Source organism: Paraburkholderia silviterrae, assembly GCF_004353915.1.
Classification (GTDB): domain Bacteria; phylum Pseudomonadota; class Gammaproteobacteria; order Burkholderiales; family Burkholderiaceae; genus Paraburkholderia; species Paraburkholderia silviterrae.
In genome coordinates this window covers 70,401-96,352 of the sequence record NZ_SMRP01000013.1, presented here as the reverse complement: position 1 = coordinate 96,352, position 25,952 = coordinate 70,401, and the positions used below count along the sequence as shown (strand labels likewise).

Sequence of the window (25,952 nt, the reverse complement as noted above, 5' to 3'; positions counted from 1 at the left end):
CAAAGAAAAGTAGGCAAAAGAAAGCCGCTCAAACCGCCAGTGTGACGCTGTCCACCACTGGATGTTAATCGGAGCGGCTCCGGGGCGTCTGTCATCACTCGCCGTCCGCCGGAGTGACAAAGGGCTCATCCATCCGGCGGCGCTCCGCGCGCCGTGGGGCATAACAAAAACCGGTGGGATGTACGCGGTTTCGTAGGACTCCCGCGTATTTGCTAGGCAGTACTCTCGCGCATTCGCCGGGCAGCACGCCCGGTTTTCCTTGCAGACCCTTCCGCCCGCGCGTAGCGCGCGGCGGGAAGAATGAGCCCCTTGTCACTAAGGCGGAGTGTGCGAGGTGACGGATGCCCCGGAGCCGCTCCGATAAAAAGGGCAGTGGTGGACTGCGTCACACTGGCGGTTTGAGCCGCTTTCTTTTGCCTACTTTTCTTTGCGGCTGCAAAGAAAAGTAGGTGCCGCCCCGCACAGGGGCAACGCAAATATACCTACATGAATACAAGGAAAGGCCAACGCCCTATACCCCACAACAAAACCCCCAAACCCCATTTCAAACCACTAACTCAGACTACCTTCCCAGGGTTCAGGAAACCACACGAATCGATCGCGTGCACGAGGCGCTCCACTGCCTGCGCGCACGAGAAGGTCTCACCAAGCCACTTCATGCCCCTCACGCGCCAGCGCGACCCGGGCCCGGGCCCGGGCCCGGGCCCACGCCCGTTCAGAAATTATGCCGAATTCCCACACGCGCAGCCGTTTGCGTACGGCTCGAAGAAGGCTCGAAACTATATCCGATCACCGCATCCACGCCACTCGACGCACGCAGCCAGTCCACGGCCGCGTAAATGTCGGTCCGCTTGGAGAGCAGATAATGCGTGCCCAGCGCGACTTCGTGCCAGTGATGCCCTTCGAAGGTGGTGTACTGATAGCCTGCCACGAACGAAAGCGGCGCGCTCAGCTGATAGATACCGCCCGCTTCGTAGACACGCATCGTCGACGACTGCCCGTAGCCCTTGAATGTCGTGTTGCTGAAATCGCCGCTCACGGTGAGCTTGCCGAAAACATAAGACGCGCCAATCCCGAAGATCGATTGCGAATCGACCTGGAACGGCTTGTCCGCGTACAGGTCGGTGACGGCACCGGTTTGCGGGTCGACACTCGCAACCGTCTGGCCGAGCATGGTGCTCACGCCAATCTGCGCGTACGGGTCAACCGCGGCCAGCCCCTGCGGCTTGTTCAGGCGCGTATAGTTGCCGCCCGCCGAGAAGTCGCCGATCGAATACGTGGAACCCACGCTCCAGGCGCTGCCGTCGTGGAAGTTGCCCGCCGTGTTGCTGAACGAATACATGCCGCCCACCACGAGCCCGTGGTAGCTGTTGCTGACGAACTTCACCGCGTTCTGCAGGCGGTCGCCGCTTTGCCGGTCAAAGTCGCCCTGGTGCACGCCGTAGCCGCTCGCAAACGCGCTCACGTTGAATGCTTCCGTGAAGTCGAACGCGAAGTCGTACTGGTTGCCGAAGGTGAGCGTGCCCCAGTCGTTGCCGAGCCCCACGTAGGCCTGACGCCCGAACAACGCCCCGCCCTGGTTGAGCTTGCCGGTGCCCAGCCTGAAACCGCTTTCGAGCTTGAAGACGGCCTTGTTGCCGCCGCCCAGGTCTTCCTCGCCCATGAAGCCGAGGCGGTTGCCATAGGAAACGCCGTCGTCGAACAACCAGGCGTGCGCACCGCCTGTGTTGCTCACATAGGTGATGCCGGCATCGATGATCCCGTACAGAGTCACACCGCTCTGCGCGAATGCCGGTCCAGCCACCACCGCGCAGGCCACGCCCGCTGCCAAAACTTGTTTCTTCATCGTCAAGGTCTCCAAACCTGATTGGTGCTCTTTTGTTGATCAGCGATCGTGGGCGAGTATAAAATTTGCTGAATGAATGTTCAACCCAGGACAAAGCCGCGCAAGCCAGTTGTTTCACCCGTATTTTCCCGTACATCGACCGATGTTGAAAAATTGTTCAATTAACCATACCATCGGTCCGGACAGCCAGAGAACGGAGCGCCACACGTATGAACCGCCACGATCCCTTGAATCCGCATCAATTGCGTTCGGCGTACGAAGGTCAAAAATCCCGGCCCTTCGACCTGAGCGCGCCGGTTGCCACGCCACTGGAGTTGCATCGCTGCACGGTTCAGCCGGCCTGGGTGGACTACAACCAGCACATGAGCGAGTCGTGCTACCTCTATGTGTTCGGCGACAATACGGACGCGTTCTTCCGCTACTTCGGCATCGACGACGATTACCGCGAGCGCGGCCATTCCGTCTACACGGTCGAGACACATATCCGCAACCGGCGCGAAGTCGCGCTCGGCGAGCCCCTGCGGCTGACGCTGCGCCTGCTCGACTTCGATCACAAGCGGCTGCACATCTTTCACGAAATGTTCCATGCCGAAAGCGGCACCCTGCTAGCGAGCGCGGAGCAGATGCTCATGCACGTCGACATGCGGGCGGGCCGCGCCGCGCCCTTTCCCGCCGAGATCCAGCAGCGCCTGGCGGTGATCCACGCCACCCATAGCCGCGCCGCGCGCCCCGCCGACGCGGGCCGCGTGATTGCCATTGCGCGGCGCGACGCGCAAGCCGGCACCCGTGCCGCGGCGGCCTGAGCAGCCTGAGCAGCCACGGATCACGGCACCACCGCAGCATCTCTTTCCAGACATTGAGGAGTACCACGCATGACCGAAGCAGCGCAGGATTGGAACGCACGTGCGGCAACGCTTGCCATCGAGGGCCGCGCATGGATCGACGGCGCATATTGCGCCGCGCACGACTCGCAAACGTACACGTGCACCAGCCCGATCGACGGCCGCACACTGACCGAGGTCGCCCATTGCCGTGCGACGGACGTGGATCGTGCTGTGAAGGCGGCGCGCAGCACCTTCGAGCGCGGCGTCTGGCGCACCCAGGCGCCGCGTGCACGCAAGGCGGTGCTGCTGCGCTGGGCCGAGCTCGTGCGCGAGCACGCCGACGAACTCGCGCTGCTCGAAACGCTCGACACGGGTAAGCCCATTGCGGACACAACGAGTGTCGATATTCCTTCGGCCGCGTACTGCATTGGCTGGTTCGCCGAAGCCATCGACAAGACGGGCGGCGAAGTCGCACCGGTCGGCGAGGAGTTTCTGGGGCTCGTCACGCGCGAACCCGTGGGCGTGGTGGGCGCCGTCGTGCCGTGGAATTTTCCGGCGCTGATCGCCATGTGGAAATGCGCTCCGGCGCTGGCGAGCGGCAACAGCGTCGTGCTCAAGCCCTCGGAGAAGTCGCCGCTCACGGCCTTGCGTCTTGCCGAACTGGCCGCGCAAGCGGGCCTGCCGGCCGGCGTGCTCAACGTGGTGCCGGGCTTCGGCGACACGGGCGCAGCGCTTGCGCTCCACAACGACGTGGACTGCCTCGCGTTCACGGGCTCCACCGCGGTCGGGCGCAAGATCGCGCGCAGCGCGGCCGACTCGAACCTCAAGCGTGTCTGGCTCGAACTCGGCGGCAAGTCGCCGCAAATCGTCTTGCCCGACTGCCCCGATCTGGAACGCGCCGCCCGTAGCGTCGCCCATGCCGTGTTCTACAACACGGGGCAGATGTGCACGGCCGGTTCGCGTCTGCTCGTGCATCGCGACATCAAGACGTCCTTCCTCGATCGCGTGCTGGCCATCGCGGCGGAGTACGCGCCGGGCGACCCGCTCTCGCCGGCCACGCGCATGGGCAGCCTGATCGATGCGGCCCAGGTGGACCGCGTGCTCGGCTATGTCGAGCAGGGCCGCGCAACGGCGCGACTGCTGCGCGGCGGACAACGCGTGCGCAGCGAGACCGGCGGGCAATATGTCGAGCCGACGGTATTCGATTGCGCGGACACGCACAGCCCGATCGTGCGCGAAGAAATCTTCGGCCCCGTGCTCGCGGTGACGGCGTTCGATACCCTCGACGAAGCCGTCGCGCTCGCCAACGACACCCCCTACGGGCTGGCGGCCGCCGTCTGGAGCTCCAACCTCACGACGGCGCACGAAACCGCTCGACGGCTGCGCGCGGGCACGGTGTGGGTGAACGGCTACGAGGAAACCGACGACATGAACTTCCCGTTCGGCGGCTTCAAGGAGTCCGGTAACGGGCGCGACAACTCATTGCACGCGCTGGAGAAATATACGGAGCTCAAGTCCACCATCGTGCGCTTGCGCTAAGACGCTGCCGAACGCGACCGCCCGCCCTCATCGCCGAACGACGGCATCATCACGCGCACGGCTTGTGGCAGGATCCCTTCGCGCAACGCCTGCCAACGCGTCAAGCCAAGCGAGAGCGCCGCCAGCCGCTGTCAATCGGCAATTCGAGTGCCCTCATTGGTTGCGCCCGTGTGCTGCCGCTGAGCATAGGCACGGGCGGAGCACACAGCCTGGCGATACGACGCGCGCGAGGGAACCAGGCTTTTCTCAGATCGAAAGCTAGTCGGGCGATTTGGTAGCGCCTGAGCAGCGATATTTGCACCGCATCCTGATGGATACACATCGTTCTATACGCGAAACGGAGCTTCACGTTTTCGCGCATTGTTGCCTGGCAGCCCCAATGGTCAAATGAGGTGTGTGATTTTCGTTAATCCGCTGCTGCCGGTGAGTATTCCGTTTGCTGAGCGCAATGGGGTGAACCGGAAGAAAAGAGACGCAGCGGGTTTAATCGGCAAGACGATCGATTGATCTGGCTATGTCTGGCCATACCTGGCTATACCTCGCTATAGGAGCTGACGATGCAATATTCATCCACCGGCGGTCAGTCGAGCGCCTTCGTCGTGACACACCCGCTCGATCCTGAAGACGGGAAAATCACCGCGGCCATGCGCGACATGACCCGTCCCGTCAAAGGCATGCGGCAGGGCGTCGAGTGGCGCGGCGTGTTCGACGAGATCATGGAAAGCGTGGCGCCCCACGAGGGCGTGACGGTCGAATCCGGCTCGGTCGGCGGCATTCCCGGGCTTTGGATCATCCCTGAAAATAGCCGGCCTGACGAAGTAATCCTCCATCTGCACGGCGGCTGGTTCAACTTTGGATCCGCCCATGCATTCCGCCACCTCGTCGGCCAGATCGCCGCGCGGAGCGGTGTAAAAGCCTTCGTGCCGGATTATCGGCTGGCGCCCGAGCATCCTTTTCCGGCCGGCGTGAGTGACGTGCTCTCCTGCTATCTTGGGCTCGACGCGAGCGGCATTGCCCGCATTGCGGTGACCGGCGACTCGGCGGGCGGCAATCTCGCCCTGGGCCTCGTTTCGCGCATCGCCAGCGGAGAAGTCGCCACGAAAGCCAAACTCGCAGGCGTAGTAGCGTTGTCGCCCGTTACGGATTTGACGCTCTCGAGCCCCACGTATGAAACGCGGGCAGACGCCGATCCGCTTTTCACGCGCGCACAAGCATCGGAACTCGTCCAGGCCTACTTGCGGGACGCCGACCCCAAGAATCCACTGGCTTCACCGCTCCATGCAAGCGTGACCGGCTTGCCGCCCGTTCGCGTGCACGTGGGAGACGATGAAGTCCTGCTCGACGATTCGCGCCTGTATGTTCAGCGCGCCGTCGCCGCAGGCGTCGACGCGCGAGTGGACGTCTGGCTGGGCATGCCGCACGGATTCCACTGCAGCGTCGGGAAGTTGAAGGCCGCGACACAGGCTCTCGATGAGATCGGCACGTTTCTGACCGAGAGACTGCAGTCAGCCAGCGGATCGTGAAACCGCGGGAATCGATCGATTGGGGACGCCGTAGATGACAGGCCGTATCGGCGCCCCCAATCGCAACGTCGTAACGTCGTAACGTCGTAACTTCATGACCGCACGAACGGCGCGCCGCCTGACCGCCGGCCGCGCCGCAAAGTCTTCCCGTGCACTCAGAAGAAGTGCATGACGCCAACGTAGCCGCCTTGCTGGTTGTGTCCCGGCAGCGGTAAGGAGTCCGTTGTTTCAACCGGGAACGAAGACTGCTTGCCGTTGAACATGGCTCCGACGGTCAGGTAAAGGAAGGTCCGTGCCGAGAGGTTGTAGGTGGTGCCGAGCGCCCCGAGGTTGCCCGTGCCGCCGCCGTGATTGACGTTGCCGTGATACCAGCCGGCCTGGAACGCCAGCGTGGGCGTGGCCTGCCAGGAGGCGCCCAGCCACTCCTGCTGGCTGCGCGTTGCCGCGAACGGATTGAACGTGGTCGCGACCGTATCCTGTCCGGAAGAGACCAGTTGCTGATAGCCGGTAAAGAATTTGACGGATCCGAGCGTATAGGTGCCGCCGATCATGTACTCCCGCGAAGCCGCGTACAGATCGGAGAATTTCCCGTTGGCGTCGCGGATTTCCTCATAGACCCCGTATGCCGCGAAACCCGCGAGCGTGTATTGCGCGCTCACGCTGAACTGGCGGCCACCCCGGAAGTTGCCTGCCTCGCCGCCCAGGCCATTTTGCACGCGGAACGAGAAGCCCGCCCACTTCGGCGAATTGTAGGTGACCACGTTTGGCCGTGGCCCCCACGCTCGTCCGTAGGCGAAGTTGGCGATGCCGGTCCCGACCTGCTCGCCCAGCGGGTCGATGTACCAGCCGGTTTCGTCGGTCAGGCTCATGGCCCGTCCTAACCAGAGGCTACCGAGCTTGTCGTAGGACAGCCCCACATACGCGTCGCGGGTAAAAATCAGGTTGGGCGGGGTCTCCCCCGTACCGGATGTGAAGAGGCTTTCGAGCTTGAAGACGGCATGCAGACCGCCGCCAAGATCTTCGTCCCCTTTCAGGCCGAACCAGCTATACCCGTACTGATTGCTGCCGAACCGGAAGTTATTCTTCGATTGGCCGTTCGGGGTTGCCACGTTGGTCACGTAGTCGAAGCCCGCCGCAATGCGCCCGTACAAGGTCACGGAGCTCTGCGCGTTCGCATTGCAGATCCCCATGGTTGCCAAAGCCACAAACAATGCCAGTCTTTTCATTTTGTCATCCTCAACGAAAATAATCTCCATGAACCATGCGGAGGCCTCTTTGCGGGCCATACCGTACCGAACATCGCACTACTAATTACAAACCGACATTTTCAGGAACCAATCGATTCGCGTCTGCCACTACCCCCTCGACTTGCGCAAGGTGCGCAGAAACTCTGGAAGATGCCGCACCACCGTCGCCAGCAGAATCGCACTGGCCTGGACGAGGAGCTGAACCGCGGGGCCCGCGCCCAGCGCCAGCACGAGCTGGCCGAGTTGCGCCATGAACAGTGCAGCCACCGCGCTTGCGACGACACTGCCTCTGCCGCCCGTGAACGGCGTGCCTCCGACCACGACGGCCGCGATCGCCGGCAGCAGATAGTCGTTGCCCGATGTTTGCGACGCGCTGCCGATGAATCCGGCGAGCAGCATGCCCGCCGCGGTAAAGCAAACTGCCGAGACGAAGTACGCCCCAATCCGGTACTTCAGCACATTGACGCCTGCAGCTTCGGCCGCGCGAGGGTTCACCCCCACGGCAACGAACCGGCGCCCTACCGTGGTCTTGCGGGTAATGATCCACGCGGTCGTCACGAACGCGAAGGCGAACCAGACATTCGCAGGGAGACCCAGGAACTGGGCGTGCGAGATGGTTTGCACGACGGTTGGAACGTCCACCGGAACGTTGCCGGTCAGCGAGCGTGCGCAGCCAATCAGCAGCGCGTTGACGGCGAGCGTCGCCACCAGCGGCGTGATCGCGACGCGCGAGATCAGCGCACCGTTGATGATGCCGACAATCCCGCCGACGCAGACCGTAATGATGACGGCAAGGACAACGGAATTGAACGCGAACCCCGTTCTGGCCATGACGATGCCGGCGAGCGAGACCATGCCGATGGCCGACATATCGAGCCCGCGTTGCTGGATGACCAGCGTCTGGCCCGTCGCGACGATCGCAAGAATGCCGGCGAACGGGAGCATGGCGAGTATCGAGCCTCGCGTCATCGTGCCCGGCGCGACAATGGCGCTGCACACGAAGAGCAGGATCAGCCCGATCCAGATCCACGAGAATTCATCGACGGCGGGCAACCGCACGGGCTTTGCTTTCGATTTCGACTTGGAGGGCTCAAGGAATTCCGACATGACTTCCGCCTGATTGTGCATTGAGTGTCTCATTTCGCCACCACCATTTCTCTGCTCTTGGAATAGAGCGCGACCGATGCGAGGATCATCCCGCCGAGGAGGTACGACTGCCACGAGTCCCCGATATCGAGGAACGAGGTCACTACGTTCACCTGAATGATGAGCAGCGCGCCCAGCAGCGAGCCGACGAAGGAACCGCGTCCGCCAAACAGGCTGGCGCCGCCGATCACGACCGCCGCAACGCTGCCGAGCGTGTAGTTGATGCCCGCGCTGGGGTCGCCGGAGCCCACCTGCGCCATCATCGGCACGGCGGCGAGACCGGCAAGCAACGAGCACCCCATGTACGCCGCGAGCTGCGTCAGTTGCGGACGGGCGCCGGACATGCGGGCCGCTTCGACGCGGGAGCCCACGCCGCGCAGCGTGAGACCGGCCTTCGACTTGTACAACGCGATCTCGAGCACGACGGCCATCACAATGGCCACGATCGCGACAATGGGCACGAAGCCGAGCTGGCCGCCGATGGCCTCCACGATGGGATCGGCGATGAGGCCGCCCGGCACCGGGCGCAGGAGCAGCGACACAGCTTGAAGCGCCATATACGTCGCGAGCGTCGCCACCATCGGATGCAGGCGGAACGGGCCGACCAGCATCCAGTTCACGAAGCCGACCGCGAGGACGACGAGCAACACGATCCCCCAGCCCGAGAACTGATGGGCCAGCGAGGCGCCATCGTTCAGGAAAAACGACTGGATCACGACGATCAGCCCCATGAGCGGCCCGACCGAAAGATCGATGCCGCCGACCAGCATGAGCGTCTGCTGCCCGTACGCGACGATGGCGAGCGTCGCCACGAGCGCCAGCATGCCGCTCAAGTTTCGCGCGGAGAGATAGGCAGGATTGACGTGCGCCGCATACAGGCCGAGCGCGCAGACGGCAACGGCCAGCATCACGAGCGGCGCCCAATCGCCGGCGGCCCACTTCCAGAGCCCGGAGATCGTGGAAGCGCCCTTCTCCCGCTCCGTCGTTGCGGTCAGGACGGCCTGTGTGATGTTGTTCTCGCTAACGGCGTTCTCGCCCAGTTCCTTGACGATATGGCCGCGCGAGAAGATGAGCACGCGGTCGCAGAGTCCCGCCACCTCGTGCGCATCCGAGGACACCACGATCACGGCCGTGCCGGCCGCCGCAGCCTCGCGCAGCACCTTGTAGATTTCCATCCGTGCGCCAATGTCCACGCCCTGAGTCGGCTCGTCGACCAGCAGCACCTTGGGATGGCTGGCGAGCACGCTCGCCAGCACGAGCTTCTGCTGGTTGCCGCCCGACAGGCTGCGAATGGGCGTGTCGATGGAGGGCGTCTTCACAGCGAATCGCATCACGGCGTCTCGCGCGCGCCTCGCTTCGCTGCGCGGATTCACCCACCCCTTGATGGCATCGAATGGCAGACTGCGAATCGAAAAATTCTCTCGCACCGACAATTCGCCGAAGATGCCCTCGCGATGACGGTCGCCCGGCAAATAACGGATGCCCGCATCGGCGGCTGCCTGCGAGTTGTGAAGCTTCGCGGCAACGCCGGCCACCGCAACGTTGCCACGGCTTCGCGTCTGTCCCGCGAGAGCGCGCATGAACTCGCGCTGGCCGTTGCCGTCGATCCCCGCGAGGCCGACAATCTCGCCTTGCTTGACCCGAACCGAGATGTCGGTAAAGCCGGCGCCGCGCAGCTTCGTCACGTCGAGCATGACGCCCGCGCCGCCCGTATTGCCCTTGGCCGGGAAGTCGCGGTCGAGCGCGCCGCCCACGATCAGCTCGACAATTTCCTGCTCGCTGAGGCCCGCGGCCTCATAGGTGCCCTGCCCCTGGCCGTCACGCAGCACCGTGAGGCGATGCGCGATTCTCTGCACCTCGCGAATCCGGTGCGAGATGTAGACGACGGCACAGCCCGAAGCCGTGATCTTGCGAATGCGCTCGAACAGACGGTCGACGTCTTCGGTCAACAGATGCTCGGTCGGTTCGTCGAGGACCAGCACCTTGGGCTTCGCGGCCAGCGCTTTGACGATCTCGACAATGAACCGCTGCTCGGGGCCGAGGCTCACCACGCGCTCGTTCGCATCGATCGCCACATCGCCGCTCCATTGCTTCAGGAGCCCTCGCGCCCACGATGCCACTTCCATCAACGACGGGCGCTGCTCGACAGGCACGCCAAGATAGAGGTTTTCGGCTACGGTGAGGTCAGGCATGAGCGCCGGTTCCTGACGCACGATGGCCAACCCGAGGCGCCGTGCCGCTTCCGTGTCGCCGCGCGTCTCGTTGCCGTCGATCACGACGCGCCCTGTCTCCGGCACGAGGGCGCCGGACGCCACGGCCATGAGCGTGGACTTGCCCGCCCCGTTCTCGCCAACGAGCCCGTGCACCTCGCCCTCGACCACCGAGAACGTCACGTTGTCGAGCGCCCGGACTCCGGGGAATATCTTGGTGACACCATCGATCTGCAGCAGCGTTTTCTGGTCATTCATGATTCGTCTCGAACGATTACTGGGCAAAGACTTCCTTGAGCCTGGCGGCAGGAAGTGCGGAGGTGAGATCGGCATCGGGCGGCGCGGACGGATCACACTTCGGATCGAGGCCCCTGGCGCTGTCCGCGTAGACGAAAGGCAGGATCGAAGGCGACTCCTTGTCCGCCGTTCCCTGATACGCCGCCACCCCCTGGCGCACGGCAAAGCGCACGTATGAGGTCGTGCCATCGAGGGTGTAGTACGGGAACGGCGTGCCCGCCTTCTTCGCCTGCAAATAGTGGCAGTTGAGCTCGTTGTCGCTCGCGATCGTCGCGATGGCGGGGACCGTGAGATGGGCCTGTTCGAATGCCTTGATGGCGGCCAGCGCCGTGGTGCCGGAGTCGGTCACGATGGCGTCGATCTTCGGATACTGCGCGATGAGGCCGGCCGTGGCCTTCTGCGCGTCGACGGGGTTCCAGTTCGTCACGACGAACTGGTCGCTCAACAACTTGAGGTTTGCGTACGGCTTGAGTCCCGCCTTGAGGCCGTTGAGGAAGTTCTGCGAACTCGCGGCGCCGGGCGACCCGCCCAGGAACACCACGTTGCCCTTCTTCACCGTGGTCCCGAGCCAGTCCGCCCACAGGACACCGATCTGCTTCGTATCGCCCACCACGTTGACGACGTAATCGCGGCCGGGCGTGCCCGCGAGCTGAGCCGAGTACGGGACGACCGCGACGCCCGCCTTTATGGCCGAGCGCATCGAGGGCAGCTGCACCGCGCCGAAGTCGGGCAACAGAATCAGGACGTTGACGCCCTGCGCGACCATGCTGTTGATATCGGAGCTCGCCTTCTGCGGGTCGCCATTGGCGTTGCTATAGATGATCCGCTTGACGTTCTTGCAGCGGCTGAGCTCGTCTTTGGCTTCCGCGAGTCCGGTCTTGCGCCACGTATTGCCGCCGTAGCCGTCGGAGATGCCGACGATCATCGGCTTCGTGCCGCACATCGGCGTGATGTCGCCTTGATGGTTGGTCACGGAGTCGCCAGCCGCCCAGGCTGCCGTGCCGATGGTGCAGGCGCCGCACACCGCGGCAATCTTCGCGAATGAACCTGCGAAGCGGTGCGCCGCACGGACCTCATGCCTGCCTGAGGCGGTCTTCATGAATTCGCGTGGGACTTCCGTGTAGGGCGTGGCAGTCAGCCAGGACTTGAGCGAGTCGAACATGTTGATCATCGATGTCGTGGTTAAATATGAGCAATGCGCTGCTTGTACGAATTGCTATGGTGTACGAATCATTGTCAAACAAATGTGCCGCCTGATTTCCTGCTTGCTCTATCTGCACCCGGATTTATTAAATGAAACCTTAATTCCCGTGGCGAATGCGGATCGACAACTGAAACAGCGCAATGCGATAGAGCGAAAATAAACAGACGAATGCAGGTCGGGGGGTGACTTGCCGATACATCATTCAAATACGATGATGCTATGCACGATTGATTTATATCGAATGATGTGTTTTGGAATGACTAAAGTCAAGATCCCTGGGGAATCTCCCTACCCATGTGCCGCGGGCGACGGATGTCACATGGGTGTCGTCTCAAGACGGTAGCGGCAGCGGCTGTGGCTGCCGCTGAGAACAGCGAGGAAGGCGCAACTAACCCGGCGGGAGGCGGCCGGTCACTGCGCGTCGGGCGCGTATTTCCCGGCGAAAATCGACTTCACGAGCGATACGTACTCCGAAACCATCAGCGGATTGCTGCTCTTCATGCCCGCCGTGAACTCCATCTCCGCTCCGAACATCGCCGGCGCCGACATCAGCGCCAGGAACAGGTAGTGGATCAGAATCGGATTGCCCGGCGGCAGGCATCCCGCCTGCTGCGCGTCGCGAATCTCCGGGAGCAAGTGGGCCAGCAGCGGCGTCAGAATGTGCTCCGCCAGCCACGGCAGACGCGGATTTCCGGGCCATTTCTCGCGGGCGAGGAATTGATGGAACAGCGGATGCTCGATCGTGAATTGCAGGAAGCTCACGTACTCGCTCATCAAGCGGTCGAACACCCCTGACGCTTGCGAGCGGTCGGTGTTGCGCTCCCACAGGCTCCGGATGGTCGAAAAGAGATCTTCGGCCACGGCCTGCCACAGCAAATCCTTGCTCCGGTAGTGGTGCGTGACCGTGGTGTGAGGCAGATTCACCCTCGCCGCGATCTCCCGGATGCTCGCGGCCTCGAAGCCCTTCTCGGCGAACTCGGCCAGCGCGGCATCGATGATCGCCCGCCGGGTATCGATCGAGCGCTGCTGCTCCCGGCGCAATCTGCCCGCCGGCCGCGGCTCGCTGGGAGATTTTGCGGCCTCGGCGGGCGCCGGCACAGACGCGGCGCCCGCCGCCTCGTCCCGCGTCGAGCGGGCCGCGCGCTCCTTCTTCGGAGCCGATTGAGAGGTCTCTTTCATACACGCTTCCTTGCACGTTCCGCGCGGGCCAGTCTGCCCGCTCGGCACATAAACCGTACGGACGTTCATTTTATCACGACCACCCAGGCGCACTTTCGCTCCAGGGTTTTCACCACTAATTCATTAAACCGTACAGATGTACGTTATAAAAAAGGCGGCGACGATGCCGGCCGGAATGCGGGGCCGGACCGTTGCCGCCATCGTCCCCGCTTGCCTCAACCTGACAGGAAATCGACATGACTACCCAAACCTCCGCAGCCGTCCTCCGGGAGCCTCACGGCTCCTTCACGCTCGAGAATCTGGTGCTCGACGACCCGCGCCCCGACGAGGTGCTCGTCAGGATGGCCGCCAGCGGGATCTGCCAGACCGACGCGCATTTCCGCGACCAGCTGATGCCGATCGAATTGCCGGCCGTGCTCGGCCACGAGGGCGCGGGCGTGGTCGAACGCGTCGGCAGCGCGGTGACGTCCGTCGCTCCCGGCGACCACGTCGTGCTGTCGTTCAATTCTTGCGGCCATTGCGACGCCTGCGGCACCGGGCATCCGGCCTACTGCGACCACCTCGTGCAGATGAACTTCGCGGGCACCCGGGCCGACGGCTCGCCGGGACTCGCCGATGCCGACGGCACCCCGATCCGCGGGCGCTTCTTCGGTCAGTCGTCGTTCGCCACCTTCAGCCTCGCGAACGAACGCAATGTCGTGAAGGTCCCGCGCGACCTGCCGCTCGCGGTGCTCGCCCCGCTCGGCTGCGGCTTTCAGACCGGCGCGGCCGCGGTGCTGCACACGCTCGACGTCCCGGAAGGCGCATCGATCGCGATCTTCGGCGTCGGCGCCGTGGGGCTCGCGGCAATCATGGCGAGCAAGATCGCGCGCGCCAGCAAGATCATCGCCATCGACGTCAACGACGACCGGCTGCAGCTCGCACGCGAGCTGGGCGCCCATACCACGATCAACGCGAAGGCGGCGGACGTGGCCGCCGTGATCCGCAGCATTACGCCGCGCGGCGTCGATTTCGTGCTCGACACGAGCGGGCGCAAAGAGAGTCTCGAAGCCGGCGTGGCCGCGCTCGCGATCATGGGGAAATTCGGCTTTGTCTTCTTCAGCCCCGCTGCGGGCGCGCTGCTCGACGCGTCGCGCCTGAGCGCCGGGCAAAGCCTGCAAGGGATCATTCAGGGCGACGCCACGCCTCAGGACTTCATCCCGCGGCTGATCGAGTTCTACCGCGCCGGCGCGTTTCCGATCGACAAGCTGATTCGCTTCTACGAACCGTCGGAGATCAACGAGGCGTTCACCGATGTCGCACGGGGAGCAACCATCAAGCCCGTGATCCGCTTCGCGCAGTAGCGGGCCATCGATTCTGGTTGACCTGCTCGCATGAAAAACCCTCAGGACTATTGATTTATTGATCCAGTGATCAAGGAGAAGAAATTGTTTATTCCACCGTCTTTTGAGCAAAGCAAAGCCATTGCCGCACAGATAGACCACGGCCGTGTCTACGGACACCTGATCGGCAACGAATGGGCCGGCGGCGACAGCGGGCATCTGATCGAGTTGCATAACCCCGCGACACGCGAAGTCGTCGGCAAGATCCAGGCCGGCAATGCGCTCGACGTCGATCGGGCGGTTCGCGCGGCGAAGGCCGCCTTTCCGGCGTGGTCGCGCACCGAGCCTCTGGATCGCCAGCGGCTCCTGCTCGAAATCGCGGCCCGGCTGCGCAAGCGCCAGGCCGAATTCGCGGTCATGGAGTCGCTGAACAACGGCAAGACGCTCATCGAAGGCCTGCTCGACGTTCAAAACGCGATCGAGCAATTCGAGTTCTACGCGGGCCTGACGCATCTGCGGGGCGAGGTGCTCGACTTCCCCGGCAGCATCGCGCTGACGCATCGCGAAGCGATCGGCGTCGTCGCGCAGATCATTCCATGGAACGTCGCGCTGCTGATGGCGGCCATCAAGCTCGCCCCCGCGCTGGCCGCGGGTTGCACGGTCGTGCTCAAGCCCGCCGAGACTGTCTGCCTCTCCGTGATGGCGCTCGCCGAGGAGTTGAAGGAGATCTTGCCGCCGGGCGTCGTCAATGTCGTGACCGGTTATGGGCGCGACGTCGGCGAGCGCCTCGTCACGCACCCGGACGTGCGCAAGGTGTCCTTCACCGGCTCGCGCGCGACGGCCCAGAAGATCATCGAATATGCGAGCCAGTCCATCATCCCGCAGACGATGGAGCTGGGCGGCAAATCGGCCAATATCGTCTGCGCCGACGCCGATCTGGACGCCGCCGCCGAATCCGTCGTGATGTCGACCGTGCTGAACAAGGGCGAAGTGTGTCTCGCCGGCAGCCGCGTGTTCGTCCATCGCAACGTGCGCGATGCGCTGCTCGAGAAAGTCAACGCGTTGCTCGCGCGCATCCGCTACGGAAACCCGCTGGACCCTGCGACGCAGATCGGTGCCGTGTCGTCCGAGGTGCAGTTCGACCGCGTGATGGGCTACATCGAGGCCGGCAAGCGCGAGGGCGCGCAAGCCGCCTTCGGTGGCGCGCGCGCGAGCGTGCCGGGTCTCGCCGACGGCCTCTTTATCGAGCCGACGCTGTTCACGGGCGTGCAGCGCGAGATGACGATCTTCCGCGAGGAAATCTTCGGCCCCGTCACCACGGTGATCGACTGGGACGACGAAGCCGACATGATCGACGCCGCGAATGACAGCCTCTACGGCCTCGCAGGCGGGGTATGGACACGCGATCTGAACCGCGCTCACCGGCTCGCCCGCGCGCTCGAAACGGGCACCGTGTGGGTCAACCGCTACTACAACACGCGGCCGGGGATGGCGCTTGGCGGCGTCAAGCAAAGCGGCTTCGGGCGCGAAAACACGCACGAGACGCTGTCCCACTACACGCAGTTGAAGAGCGTCGTCGTGAATCTGGCGGAAGGACCGCTGGGATTGTTCGCGCCGCCGGCCCCTTCGGCATGACGCGGCGACGCGCAGGCCACGACAACAGATGAGAACAGATGAGGTATGACATGACAGACAAATTGAGCATTGCAATCGTCGGCGGCGGGATCGCCGGGCTAGTGACGGCCGCCGCGCTGCGGGAATCGGGCCACGACGTGTGCGTCTATGAGCAGGCCGACCAGTTCAAGGAAATCGGTGCGGGCGTGACACTGCATCCGAACGCGACGCGGCTGCTCGAAAAGCTCGGCTTCGGCAACGCGCTGCGCAAGATCGGCTCGCCGACCGCCGGCGTCCGGCTGATGAGCGCCGCCGGCGTGCCGATCGAGACCGGCGGTGCGCCCGACGGCGTGCCGTTGTCCGACGCCGGCCAGGGATACAACGTCCACCGCGCGGAATTCCTCGACATCCTGGCGAGTGCCGTGCCCCCGTCGAACTTCCGGCTCGGCCATCGCTGCGCCGGCCTGATCGAGGACGATGACGGCATTACGCTCACGTTCGAGAACGGCGCGCGCGTGACCTGCGATCTCGTGATCGGCGCCGACGGCATTCGCTCCGTCGTGCGCCAGCGCATCGGTCTCGACGTGGCGGCCACCAGCGAGGGCGTGATGGCCTATCGGGGCCTCGTGCCCGTGGAGAAGCTCCCATGGGCGAGCGATGCGCAAGGCCTGTACCTGTGGATGGGCGCCGGCCGCAGCTTCCTGTGCTATCCGGTTTCGGCGGGCACGATGATCAACATGGTCGCGTTCGCCCCGACGGACCGCGACTCTGCGGAATCGTGGTCCGCGCTCGGTGATCTTGCCGCGCTCGCGGCCGAATATCGCGGCTGGGACGAGCGTGTCGGCCAGACGATTGCCGCGCTCACCGAGACCTACGTATGGGGCATTTACGATCGCCCGTCGCTGCCGCGCTGGACCAGCCGGCGCGCGACGCTGATGGGCGACGCCGCGCACCCGATGGTCCCCCATCTCGGCCAGGGCGCCGGTCAGGCGATCGAAGACGCGTACACGCTCGGCATCGTGCTCAAAGGCGCATCCGCGGGCAACCTGTCCGGGCGCCTCGCGAGCTACGAGCGCCTGCGGCGTGAGCGCACCGCCCGCGTCCAGGCCGTCGCCCGGCAGGCGGGCCAGTTCTATCGCACCGACTTCAGCGACGCGGCGCAGCGCGACGCGACGATGAGCGCGTGGACGAAGGAAGTGCGCTGGATCCTCGAGCACGATGCTAACGCCGCCGCGGTCTTGGAGATCGAACGAAGCCTGAGCTGACCCGGACGGGGAACGACGCCGATCGCCGATCGCTGATCGCTGACTCGGCATTCGTCAGAACGTGGCACGACTCAAAATATAAGGATACCTTATGATAAAGCATCGTCTCCGCAAGCGCCTCCCGATCGTCGCCGGCACGCTGCTCGGCAGCGTCGGCCTCCCGGCGCACGCGCAAAGCAACGTCACGCTCTACGGCGTCGTGGACAGCGGCATTCTCTATACGAGCAAGACGCTGAACCCGGCCACCGGGCAGAACGCCGGCCATCAGTTCTCGCTGCTCACCGGCGGCTTGACGCCGTCACTGTTCGGGCTCAAAGGCAACGAGGATCTCGGCGGCGGCATGAAGGCGATTTTCCAGCTCGAAAGCGGCATCGACATGACCAACGGCAGCCTCAACGATTCGAACGGCAACCTGTTCGGCCGCCAGGCCTGGGTTGGGATCGACAGCAGCTTCGGCACCGTCAAGGGCGGCGTGCAGCTATCGCCGTTCGTGCTCTCGCTGATCGCCTCGGATCCGCGCGGCGCCTCCTACTTTGGCAGCGGCGTAGTGATCTACACCGGCGCCGTGTTCGTGACCGGCGCGTTCAATTCGAATTCGATTTCGTACACGAGCCCGAGAATCGCGGGCTTCCAGGGCAGCGCGCTGCTCGCGCTGGGCGGCATCGCCGGTAATTTCCAGGCGGGCCGCCAGTATTCGGCGAGCGTCGACTACACGAGCGGCCCGTTGATGGTCACCGTCTCGATGTACGACGGCAACGCGGGCGGCACCGCCGCGACCACCCCCATTCCGAGCACCGTGGCGTTCACGGGCCGCACGATCGGCGCGAGCTATCAGTACAACGATCTAACCGTGAAGGCCGTGTTCGTCAATCTGAAGGTAGCGGGATCGTTCGACAACCGCGTGTATGGTGGCGGCTTGAGCTACCGGTTCACGCCGGTGACGAGCGTCGATGCGGGCGTCTGGTATACGAGCGACGGCAACGATACGAACAACCATTCGATCATGGCCACCACCGGTTTGACGTATAGCCTGTCGAAGGCGACGCTGCTCTATGGCCAATTCGGGTTCGTCAACAACCACGGCAAGATGGACACCGGGCTGTCGACGAACGGCGCACTGTTCGGCGTCGCGGGGACGACCTTCGGCTCCGCGGTGGGCATTCGCCACTTGTTCTGACCGATCCCCGGCGATGCCGGGACGAGCAGCCGCGTCCCGCCATCGCTTAGTCGACTCGCACCCGCGTGCGCGTCTGATCCGAGCGCTCGATGGCGTCGATCACCTTATGAAGCGCGACCGCGTCATCAAAGTCTGGGGCCGTGCGGGTGCCATGAATCAGGTCGTCGGCCAACTGCCGATAAATAGCCGCCACATTGCGCCCAATGACCGTCTCCACGAAACCGGACTTTGGCACCTCGACCTCGCGATACCCCTGTTCGCCCTTGCGGCCCGCCTCCACACGCAACGGCGCGATATTGATGACGGGATACTCGCCATGCGCCGCGGTCATGCGCAGATCGCCCCGCGTTCCGTTGATCTCCCACAGCAGCTGCGTGCCGCGCGGCAAGCCACCGCGAAGCTCCAGCGACAACGGCGCGCCCGACTTCAAGACGGCATTGACCATCACATGATCGTGGGTGCGCATCGGGATCGTGTCGCCCGTCTCGACCACGCGCACAGTCTTGCGGCGCTGCGATATCACGCCCTCCACCTCGTCGACGGGGCCGAGCACACTTTGCACGGCAGCCAGCGCATGCCCGCCGATAATCCTCAGCAAGGTGGCGCCGTTGCTCGCATCCATCGCGTACGAGTCGCCGCGCGTGACTTCGTCACCCCAGGTGGGACCGCAGCCCAGGTAAGTCGACGACAGCACCTCGCCCACGTAGCCATCGGCCACGAGCTTGCGCACGGCCTCGACTTCGGGCGACGCGGTGGCCTGCGTCCCCACCACGGCCCGCACCTTGCTCTGCCTCGCGAGCTCGGCGAGCTCGACCGCTTCGGCAAGGCCATTGCCGAGCGGCCATTCACAGTAGACATGCTTGCCCGCCGCCATTGCTGCGGCAACCACTTCACGATGATGGGGCACTTTGACCGTGACGGCCACCACGTCGATATCCGGGGAGGCCACGAGCGCCGCCACGTTCTCGAACGCGCGTGGAATGTCCAGGGCATCGGCGGCCGCCTTCGCGCTCGCGAGAGTCGTGTTCGCCACGCCGGCGATCTCGAACACGTCGGACAACGCCCGCAGCGCGGGAATATGCGCTACCGTCCCCCACCCGCGGCGCTCCGTGCTCACACCCACGATACCCACTCGAAACCGTTTATTCATTGCATCCTCAAAACTATTGAGTCATATGTGTCCGGGCGAATGCCTTTTGCAAGCACTACCAGGGAACAGCGGGCCATGCCGGTCATGCCGGTCGTGCCGGTCATTTGCCCGCGCCCGGATGCGGCATGTACTGGCCCGTCTCCATCGGCTCCGAAGCGGCGAGCGCCTTCGGTGTCCAGCGCATCGTCGCGCGGGTTTCCAGCAGCCAGGCCTGATAGCCCTCGGGAACGTCCTCAGAGGGCCCGTGGTGGATGACCCCCTTGGGCACACAGGTCAACGTGCCGGGCTCGGTGCATCCGCCCCAGGCGCCGGGTCCGCGCACGTAGCAAATCAGCTCGTCGAAGTCGGCGTTGATGTGAACCGGCGGCCGGCCCCCGGGACGCGCGCTGAGGTTGAACATCAGCACGTCGCCCGTGCCCGATTGCAAGAACTGGCTGGGCGGACCGCCTTCAGGCAGATAGGCGTGAACCTGGATATTGGCCAGATTCAGCTTCCACACCGGAACGGACTCCGACAAATGCACGCCGAGCGCAAGCGGATCGTGCGGCAACATGAAGACCGTGTTCTCGGGGTCGAGGGTTTTCAGCACGAGGCGCGTCGGGCCGCCCGCCGGCATGTTGGGATCGACCTCGGCATACTTCATATCCCGCGCGACGTTGAGCATGCCGCTTGGCGCGGGCGGCGCGAGCTTCAGGGCCGAAGGACTCTCGACGATGACGCTGCGCATGGCCTCGCCCGTGGGCGCATAGCGATAGGCAATGGAGCGGGGAATGCAGACGAAGTCCCCTTCCGAGGCGGTGAGACAGCCCACGTCGGTTTCGAACTTGACCGTGCCGGACTGGATGAAGTGAATCTCGTCGGCCTCGACATTGCGCACCACGTAGGGCATGGGCTTGCGCCGCCCCGAGACGTGCAGCTTGACGCCGAGTCTCGACGTCGCCACGGTGGTCGGCAGCGCCTCGGGATCGTCCTGATCGTCGGGCGTCAAGCGCTCGAGGACGGCTCGCCGCGGCGCGTGCGGCCCCTGCACGGACAGATAATCCGGCGCATAGGTCTGGCGGGTCACAACGGACAGCGCCCCCTGAAAGCCGTCACGGCTCCAGAGTTGCACCGGGGGGGCGCCTGCATCTTGCGGCTTGGCACTCATTTGTCCACCTCCTTGGGTTCGAGGTTGTGCATCGCACACACGTTATCGATTCATATCGAATGATGTGTCGCAGAACAAATCAAGTCAAGAGTGCCAGGGAATTCCCCAGGCCAGGCTCTGGCCGCATGACAGCGTGTGATGCCGATGCCACCCGTACGAAGTCAGTCGAGCGCCACGTCGTCTCTCGACATCTCAATGAGGTTCTTCTCGATCTGGTGCGCGACCTTCCAGAACACCTGCATGTCCCGCGGGGCAATGCCGTCGAGCGAAGTCGAATGCAAGTCGGCGATTGCCGGCAACATGTCGTCGACGAGGCGCCTGCCCTCGTCCTTGAGGCTGACGTAATACTTTCTTCGGTCTTTAGGATCCCGCACTCTTTGCACGAGCCCGCGCTTTTCCAGGTTGTCGAGTGCCGGCACCGCGGTGGTGGAGGCAATCCCCACACGCTTACTTAATTCGAGCTGATTCAGCTCGCCACGTTCGGCCAGCACGCGCAGGTAGTACCAATACGCGATGGCCAGGTTTTCCCTATCGAGAATTTTCTGGCCCAGTGCATCATAGAGCCGGCGCACCGTCCTGGCCATCCACGGCACCGTACGGCCACGCTCGTCAAACAATTCGGGCGACAGCTTCGCAGCTGACTCATTGGACGCCCCTGCGGGTGGCTCGTGATCCAAAGTTGCATTGGCGACGCCGGAGTTCGATTTGGACATTCCCTCATTCCTCTGTGTATGGGCAAACCGGGCAAATTTCCGGGCCGCGAACGAACAGGTAGTCAGGGCACACCCCACCATCGGAACCCTTGACTTTACTTATACTACATAACATCATTCGATGTAGGTTGATTTTTTGACGTATCATTGTCTTGTAGATGATCCGTCGCTGACGCGATCATACAACGCGAACGACCGTTGCGTCGTGCTGCTTCGCAGCATCCGCTCTTCAGGGCGCAATGCGCAACAGCATGCCGGCCGATCGAGCGATGCTTGACGGGCAGTCGTTACGTCCAATTACAGTGCAGTTCTGCTCAGGGATGACATCTCATGCAGCGCAAAATCCTTGTACTTATCCTTTGGCTCATGCCAACCGTCCTGCGTATTGCGGCCCGCAGATTTCCAGCCATGCGCGCGCATCTCGCCAGCGGCAGCGGCATCATCCAGCTACGGCTCCGAGACAACAGTCTCGCGAGGCAGCTTCATTTCAAGGACGGCAGCGTGACCGGACGCTGGGGCGTGTGCGAGAAGCCCGACGCCGAGCTCGTCTTCATGGATGTCGCGACCGCGCACAAGATGCTCGCGCCGAAGACCGATCACGCATTCCTGATCGATGCGCTCAAGAACTTCAAGATCACCCAGGGCGGTAGCGACCAGAAGCTCGTGTGGTTCGGCCAGCTCATCGACACGATGAAGACGGCTCCGTGGCGCAAGGGCCTGCCGATGAAAGACGGCACCACGCGCTACACCACGCTCACCAATGGCGGCCCCGTGTTCGTCTTCGTCAAGGACGGCAAGATCGTCCGCACCACGCCCATCGATCTCGAAGAGGAAGACGGCCCGAGCTGGAGCATCACCGCGAGAGGCCGCCGGCTGACGCCGGCCCGGCGCGCGACGGTCAGCCCGCACGCGCTCTCGCTCAAGTCGCTCGTGTACTCCGACAAGCGCATCCTTCATCCGATGAAGCGCGTCGACTTCGATCCCCATGGCGAGCGCAACCCCCAGAATCGCGGCATCTCGGGCTATGAGCGCATCAGCTGGGACGAAGCGCTCGATATCGTTGCCGGCGAAATCCGCCGCATGAAAACGGACTACGGCCCCGGCGCCATCGGCATGGTCACGGGCGCCCACCACCAGTGGGGAAACATCAACTACTACCTGAGCGCGATGCTGCGCTTCGGCAACCTGATCGGCTTCACTCGCATCGAACCGAGCCCGATCAGCTGGGAAGGCTGGTACTGGGGCGCCATGCATCACTACGGCAACAGCCTGCGCCTGGGCACGCCGAGCTTCTACGGCACGACCGAGGACTGCCTTCAGCACGCCGAAGTCATCGTGTTCTGGTCGAGCGATCCCGAATCGACCAGTGGCGTTTATGGCGGATTCGAAGGCACCGAGCGCCGGCTGTGGGCCAAGCAGCTCGGCATCGAGTTCGTGCATATCGATCCCTATCTGACGCATTCCGCCCAGTTCCTCGGCGGGAAGTGGCTGCCGATCAAACCCGGCACCGACTCGGCGATGGCGATCGCCATCATGCACGAATGGATGATCAACGGCAGCTACGATAAGGAGTACGTCGCATCGAATTCGACGGGCTTCGACGAATGGAGCGCGTACGTCCTCGGCAAGGAAGACGGCATACCGAAAACGCCGGAGTGGCAGGAAGCGGAAACCGGCGTGCCCGCCAAGGATGTGCGCAGTCTGGCGCGCTTGTGGGCATCGAAGAAGACGTATCTCGCGGCGGGCGGCCTCGGCGCGGGCTTTGGCGGCGCATGCCGCACCGAGACCGGCGCGCAATGGGCGCGCAGCGTCGTCATGATGATGGCGATGCAGGGCTGGGGAAAGCCGGGGATCAACTTCGGCAACTTGCAGATTGGCGCGCCGCAGGACCTCAATTTTTACTTCCCCGGCTATGCCGAGGGCGGCATCTCCGGCGACCTGAACAACACGGCGAGCGCGGCCAACAACTACTGCCGCATGCCTCACATCATCACGATCAACCCGGTGAAACAGGCCGTCCCCCGGCAACGGCTGGCCGAAGCCATCGTGGAGGGACACTCGCAAGGCTACGCATGGGACGGCTTCTCAGTCGAGGGGCAATTTGCCGAATACACGTATCCGAAGCCGGGCCACTCCCGCATCCACATGCTGTACCGCTACGGCTCGTCGTCGTTCGGCACCACGCCAGGATCGAACCGGCTCGTTGAAGCTTATCGCCATTCATCGCTCGAATTCATCGTCAACCAGTCGATCTGGATGGAGAACGAAGCGCAGTTTGCCGACGTCATCCTGCCGGCGTGCACCGCGCTCGAGCGCGACGACATCTCCGAATGGGCCAACTGCGGCGGCTATATCCAGCATGCGCAGACCCAGCTCAACCACCGCATGGTGATCATGCAGCACAAGTGCATCGAGCCGCTTGGCGAATCGAAGTCGGACTACCAGATCTTTCTGGATATCATGTCGCGGCTCGGCTACGGCGGCATGTTCTCGGAAGGCGGTTGCTCCGAATTGGCCTGGTGCGAGCGGATGTTCAATTCCACCGACTTGCCCAAGCAAACCACGTGGAAGAAGTTCCTGCAAAAGGGTTATCACGTCGTGCCGCCGCCGAAGGACGACGACCAGCCGCCTGTCGACATGCGCTGGTTTGCGCAAGGACGGCCGAAGGATTTGCCGGAAGCGAATCCGCTACCCGGCACGTATTCGACTGGCTTCGGCGACGGCTTGCCCACGCAGTCGGGCAAGTTCGAGTTCGTGCCGTCGAGCCTGCGCCGCATCGAACAGCTCGACCCCGCCAGGCCGGCCGTCAACCGCTATATCAACCGCGCGAGCGCCACGAAACAGCCGTTCCCGCTGCAGCTCGTGACCAATCATCCGGTCTACAGCTTCCATACGCATGCGGACGGGAAGAACAGTCACGTCAGCACGATCGACGAGCACCGGATGAACGTTGGCGGATATCGCTACTGGGTCTTGCGCATGAGCGCCCAGGATGCGCAAGCGCGAGGCATCGAGCGTGGCGACCTGGTTCGGGTCTACAACGCGCAGGCGTCGGTCATCTGTGCCGTGGACGTTTCCCAGCTCGTCAAGGCGGGGGTCACGCGCGGCAACGAATCGTGTGCCGAGCTCGACTTGATCGAGACATCGGTGGGCCTGGTCGATCGCGGAGGCTGTCTCAATCTGCTGACGCCGGGTGGAAAAATGAGTCCGACCGCGGACGGGATCATGCCTAATACTTGCTGGGTGGAGGTGGAGAAATGGGACTCGAAACTCGAGAAAGCAGCGTGAACGGCTGGGCGCTGGTTATTGATGTGTCGCTGTGCATCAATTGCAGGAACTGTGTCCTTGCGACCAAGGACGAGTACAGCGGCAATGCCTTTCCGGGCTATGCCGCGCCGCAGCCGCCGGAGGGGCTGGAGACGATCCGGATCGAGCGTCACGTTCGCGGCGAGGGCTCGCTCGTCGACGTCACCTATATACCGAAGACTTGTAATCACTGTGATAACGCGCCTTGTGTCAAGGCGGCATCGGACGGGGCGATCTACAAGCGCGCGGATGGTGTTGTGGTGATTGATCCGGTCAAGTCGCGTGGGCGGCGCGATTTGGTTGGGACCTGTCCTTACGGGATGATCGAGTGGAATGAGCAGGAACAGGTGCCGCAGAACTGGAATTTCGATGCGCATCTGCTCGATGCGGGGTGGAAGGAGCCGCGTTGCGCGCAGGCATGTCCTACCAAAGCGATTCGGGCGGTGAATGTCGCGGACGCCCAGTTGGCGGAGATGGTGGAGAAAGAGCACCTGTCGGTTATTCGGGCCGATTTTGGGACCAAGCCGCGGGTTTTTTACAAGAATCTGGAGGAGGCTTTAAGTCATCTGGTGGCTGGGAATGTTTGCGAGGATCTGGGTGGCGGGCAATTGCGGAATCTGGAGGATGTCGAAGTTGTTTTGGTTGATTCTGCCGATGGCAGCGAGCGTGTCGCCCGGACCGATCATTTTGGGGATTTTCGGTTTTCTGGGTTGGCTGCGCCGGTGTCCACGATCGCAGTGCGGGTCAGGAAGGATGGTAGGGAGAAGGTGCTTGTTGAGAGGGAACGCTCTGGGAGCGTTAATCTTGGGACGTTGGTATGTTGATGCCCGCATGGGGCATTGGGTGTGGGTTTTGGTGCGGGTTTTAGTGCGTTGGTGCGTTGGCCTTTCCTTGTTTTCATGTCGGTATATTGGTGTTGCCCCTGTGCGGGGCGGCACCTACTTTTCTTTGCAGCCGCAAAGAAAAGTAGGCAAAAGAAAGCGGCTCAAACCGCCAGTGTGACGCAGTCCACCACTGCCCTGTAAATCGGAGCGGCTCCGGAGCATCCGTCACCCCGCACACTCCGCGTTAGTGACAAAGGACTCATCCTTCCCGCCACGCGCTACGCGCGGACGGAAAGGTCTGCAAGGAAAACCGGATGTGCTGCCTGGCGAATGCGCGGGAGTACTGCAGAGCAAATACACTGTAGTCCTACGAAAACGCTCGCATCCCACTGGTTTGGGTTATGCCCCACGGCGCGCGA

At 63.4% G+C, this 25,952-nt stretch carries 19 protein-coding genes and 1 pseudogene; 10 read left to right on the top strand and 10 right to left on the bottom strand.

Features of this window, described 5'->3' with window-relative positions; translation table 11 throughout:
• Positions 1 to 715: 715 nt before the first annotated feature.
• The gene (locus EYW47_RS23855) at positions 716 to 1,846 is read right to left on the bottom strand and encodes a porin (RefSeq protein ID WP_133197303.1); all 1,131 of its coding nucleotides are present in this window, start codon (positions 1,844 to 1,846) and stop codon (positions 716 to 718) included.
• A 209-nt stretch (positions 1,847 to 2,055) separates the two neighbouring features.
• Here EYW47_RS23855 and EYW47_RS23850 point away from each other — a divergent pair, with 209 nt between their 5' ends.
• Positions 2,056 to 2,649, top strand: coding sequence for a thioesterase family protein (locus tag EYW47_RS23850; RefSeq protein ID WP_133197302.1), 594 nt, complete (start codon positions 2,056 to 2,058; stop codon positions 2,647 to 2,649).
• Between the two features lie 69 nt (positions 2,650 to 2,718).
• Positions 2,719 to 4,209 (top strand): aldehyde dehydrogenase, encoded by a 1,491-nt coding sequence (locus EYW47_RS23845; RefSeq protein WP_133197301.1) that lies wholly within the window; start codon positions 2,719 to 2,721, stop codon positions 4,207 to 4,209.
• A gap of 35 nt (positions 4,210 to 4,244) precedes the next feature.
• Here EYW47_RS23845 and EYW47_RS42015 read toward each other — a convergent pair.
• Positions 4,245 to 4,331: pseudogene (locus EYW47_RS42015) on the bottom strand (amino acid ABC transporter permease); the annotation flags it as partial.
• 435 nt (positions 4,332 to 4,766) lie between these two features.
• Between EYW47_RS42015 and EYW47_RS23835 the strand changes: the two are divergent.
• Positions 4,767 to 5,732, top strand: coding sequence for an alpha/beta hydrolase (locus EYW47_RS23835; protein ID WP_133197300.1), 966 nt, complete (start codon positions 4,767 to 4,769; stop codon positions 5,730 to 5,732).
• Between the two features lie 155 nt (positions 5,733 to 5,887).
• Here EYW47_RS23835 and EYW47_RS23830 read toward each other — a convergent pair whose 3' ends face one another.
• From EYW47_RS23830 to EYW47_RS23815, 4 genes are all read right to left on the bottom strand, one after another.
• Entirely contained in the window at positions 5,888 to 6,988 is a 1,101-nt protein-coding gene (locus EYW47_RS23830; protein WP_338117838.1) for a porin, read from the bottom strand.
• Positions 6,989 to 7,087: 99 nt separating this feature from the next.
• Positions 7,088 to 8,086 carry an ABC transporter permease gene (locus EYW47_RS23825; protein WP_240763883.1) on the bottom strand — a complete coding sequence of 333 codons (999 nt, stop codon included), beginning with the start codon at positions 8,084 to 8,086 and terminating at the stop codon, positions 7,088 to 7,090.
• 29 nt (positions 8,087 to 8,115) lie between these two features.
• Positions 8,116 to 10,593, bottom strand: coding sequence for an ATP-binding cassette domain-containing protein (locus EYW47_RS23820; RefSeq protein ID WP_133197297.1), 2,478 nt, complete (start codon positions 10,591 to 10,593; stop codon positions 8,116 to 8,118).
• 16 nt (positions 10,594 to 10,609) lie between these two features.
• Positions 10,610 to 11,794, bottom strand: a complete 1,185-nt coding sequence (locus EYW47_RS23815) for a substrate-binding domain-containing protein (RefSeq protein WP_240763882.1) — start codon at positions 11,792 to 11,794, stop codon at positions 10,610 to 10,612.
• Between EYW47_RS23815 and EYW47_RS23810 the strand changes: the two genes are divergently transcribed.
• Positions 11,793 to 11,996 (top strand): hypothetical protein, encoded by a 204-nt coding sequence (locus tag EYW47_RS23810; protein WP_133197296.1) that lies wholly within the window; start codon positions 11,793 to 11,795, stop codon positions 11,994 to 11,996. The two genes, EYW47_RS23815 and EYW47_RS23810, sit on opposite strands and share 2 nt — an antisense overlap.
• A gap of 251 nt (positions 11,997 to 12,247) precedes the next feature.
• Here the strand turns inward: EYW47_RS23810 and EYW47_RS23805 are convergent, their stop codons facing one another.
• Positions 12,248 to 13,108, bottom strand: coding sequence for a TetR/AcrR family transcriptional regulator (locus tag EYW47_RS23805; protein WP_133197295.1), 861 nt, complete (start codon positions 13,106 to 13,108; stop codon positions 12,248 to 12,250).
• Positions 13,109 to 13,251: 143 nt separating this feature from the next.
• Between EYW47_RS23805 and EYW47_RS23800 the strand changes: the two genes are divergently transcribed.
• The 4 genes from EYW47_RS23800 (at position 13,252) to EYW47_RS23785 (ending at position 18,393) form a co-directional block, all read left to right on the top strand.
• Positions 13,252 to 14,358 carry an NAD(P)-dependent alcohol dehydrogenase gene (locus tag EYW47_RS23800; protein ID WP_133197294.1) on the top strand — a complete coding sequence of 369 codons (1,107 nt, stop codon included), beginning with the start codon at positions 13,252 to 13,254 and terminating at the stop codon, positions 14,356 to 14,358.
• Between the two features lie 84 nt (positions 14,359 to 14,442).
• A complete protein-coding gene (locus EYW47_RS23795) occupies positions 14,443 to 15,972 on the top strand; it encodes an aldehyde dehydrogenase family protein (protein WP_205710140.1) in 1,530 nt (509 codons plus the stop codon).
• A 50-nt stretch (positions 15,973 to 16,022) separates the two neighbouring features.
• On the top strand, positions 16,023 to 17,216 hold the full coding sequence (locus EYW47_RS23790) for an FAD-dependent monooxygenase (protein WP_165976660.1): 1,194 nt from the start codon (positions 16,023 to 16,025) through the stop codon (positions 17,214 to 17,216).
• Positions 17,217 to 17,307: 91 nt separating this feature from the next.
• Positions 17,308 to 18,393, top strand: coding sequence for a porin (locus tag EYW47_RS23785; protein ID WP_133197292.1), 1,086 nt, complete (start codon positions 17,308 to 17,310; stop codon positions 18,391 to 18,393).
• A 46-nt stretch (positions 18,394 to 18,439) separates the two neighbouring features.
• Here the strand turns inward: EYW47_RS23785 and EYW47_RS23780 are convergent, their stop codons facing one another.
• The 3 genes from EYW47_RS23780 to EYW47_RS23770 form a co-directional block, all read right to left on the bottom strand.
• On the bottom strand, positions 18,440 to 19,543 hold the full coding sequence (locus EYW47_RS23780) for a Gfo/Idh/MocA family protein (protein WP_133197291.1): 1,104 nt from the start codon (positions 19,541 to 19,543) through the stop codon (positions 18,440 to 18,442).
• Positions 19,544 to 19,643: 100 nt separating this feature from the next.
• Positions 19,644 to 20,690 (bottom strand): homogentisate 1,2-dioxygenase, encoded by a 1,047-nt coding sequence (locus tag EYW47_RS23775; RefSeq protein WP_133197290.1) that lies wholly within the window; start codon positions 20,688 to 20,690, stop codon positions 19,644 to 19,646.
• 161 nt (positions 20,691 to 20,851) lie between these two features.
• Positions 20,852 to 21,403 (bottom strand): MarR family winged helix-turn-helix transcriptional regulator, encoded by a 552-nt coding sequence (locus tag EYW47_RS23770; protein ID WP_133197289.1) that lies wholly within the window; start codon positions 21,401 to 21,403, stop codon positions 20,852 to 20,854.
• A gap of 330 nt (positions 21,404 to 21,733) precedes the next feature.
• On the opposite strand from EYW47_RS23770, the gene EYW47_RS23765 reads away from it, so the two are divergent.
• Positions 21,734 to 24,691, top strand: coding sequence for a molybdopterin-dependent oxidoreductase (locus EYW47_RS23765; RefSeq protein WP_133197288.1), 2,958 nt, complete (start codon positions 21,734 to 21,736; stop codon positions 24,689 to 24,691).
• Positions 24,661 to 25,533, top strand: coding sequence for a 4Fe-4S dicluster domain-containing protein (locus EYW47_RS23760; RefSeq protein ID WP_133197287.1), 873 nt, complete (start codon positions 24,661 to 24,663; stop codon positions 25,531 to 25,533). The genes EYW47_RS23765 and EYW47_RS23760 overlap by 31 nt, the downstream gene beginning before the upstream one ends.
• Positions 25,534 to 25,952 lie beyond the last annotated feature (419 nt).

What these genes read in the sequence shown, in the direction of transcription:
- EYW47_RS23855 (WP_133197303.1), bottom strand. Translation starts at nt 1,846, where the DNA reads ATGAAGAAACAAGTTTTGGCAGCGGGCGTGGCCTGCGCGGTGGTGGCT.
- EYW47_RS23845 (WP_133197301.1), top strand. Translation starts at nt 2,719, where the DNA reads ATGACCGAAGCAGCGCAGGATTGGAACGCACGTGCGGCAACGCTTGCC.
- EYW47_RS23835 (WP_133197300.1), top strand. Translation starts at nt 4,767, where the DNA reads ATGCAATATTCATCCACCGGCGGTCAGTCGAGCGCCTTCGTCGTGACA.
- EYW47_RS23825 (WP_240763883.1), bottom strand. Translation starts at nt 8,086, where the DNA reads ATGTCGGAATTCCTTGAGCCCTCCAAGTCGAAATCGAAAGCAAAGCCC.
- EYW47_RS23800 (WP_133197294.1), top strand. Translation starts at nt 13,252, where the DNA reads ATGACTACCCAAACCTCCGCAGCCGTCCTCCGGGAGCCTCACGGCTCC.
- EYW47_RS23790 (WP_165976660.1), top strand. Translation starts at nt 16,023, where the DNA reads ATGACAGACAAATTGAGCATTGCAATCGTCGGCGGCGGGATCGCCGGG.
- EYW47_RS23785 (WP_133197292.1), top strand. Translation starts at nt 17,308, where the DNA reads ATGATAAAGCATCGTCTCCGCAAGCGCCTCCCGATCGTCGCCGGCACG.
- EYW47_RS23780 (WP_133197291.1), bottom strand. Translation starts at nt 19,543, where the DNA reads ATGAATAAACGGTTTCGAGTGGGTATCGTGGGTGTGAGCACGGAGCGC.
- EYW47_RS23775 (WP_133197290.1), bottom strand. Translation starts at nt 20,690, where the DNA reads ATGAGTGCCAAGCCGCAAGATGCAGGCGCCCCCCCGGTGCAACTCTGG.
- EYW47_RS23820 (WP_133197297.1), bottom strand. Translation starts at nt 10,593, where the DNA reads ATGAATGACCAGAAAACGCTGCTGCAGATCGATGGTGTCACCAAGATA.
- EYW47_RS23810 (WP_133197296.1), top strand. Translation starts at nt 11,793, where the DNA reads ATGTTGATCATCGATGTCGTGGTTAAATATGAGCAATGCGCTGCTTGT.
- EYW47_RS23850 (WP_133197302.1), top strand. Translation starts at nt 2,056, where the DNA reads ATGAACCGCCACGATCCCTTGAATCCGCATCAATTGCGTTCGGCGTAC.
- EYW47_RS23760 (WP_133197287.1), top strand. Translation starts at nt 24,661, where the DNA reads ATGGGACTCGAAACTCGAGAAAGCAGCGTGAACGGCTGGGCGCTGGTT.
- EYW47_RS23830 (WP_338117838.1), bottom strand. Translation starts at nt 6,988, where the DNA reads ATGGAGATTATTTTCGTTGAGGATGACAAAATGAAAAGACTGGCATTG.
- EYW47_RS23765 (WP_133197288.1), top strand. Translation starts at nt 21,734, where the DNA reads ATGCAGCGCAAAATCCTTGTACTTATCCTTTGGCTCATGCCAACCGTC.
- EYW47_RS23815 (WP_240763882.1), bottom strand. Translation starts at nt 11,794, where the DNA reads ATGTTCGACTCGCTCAAGTCCTGGCTGACTGCCACGCCCTACACGGAA.
- EYW47_RS23770 (WP_133197289.1), bottom strand. Translation starts at nt 21,403, where the DNA reads ATGTCCAAATCGAACTCCGGCGTCGCCAATGCAACTTTGGATCACGAG.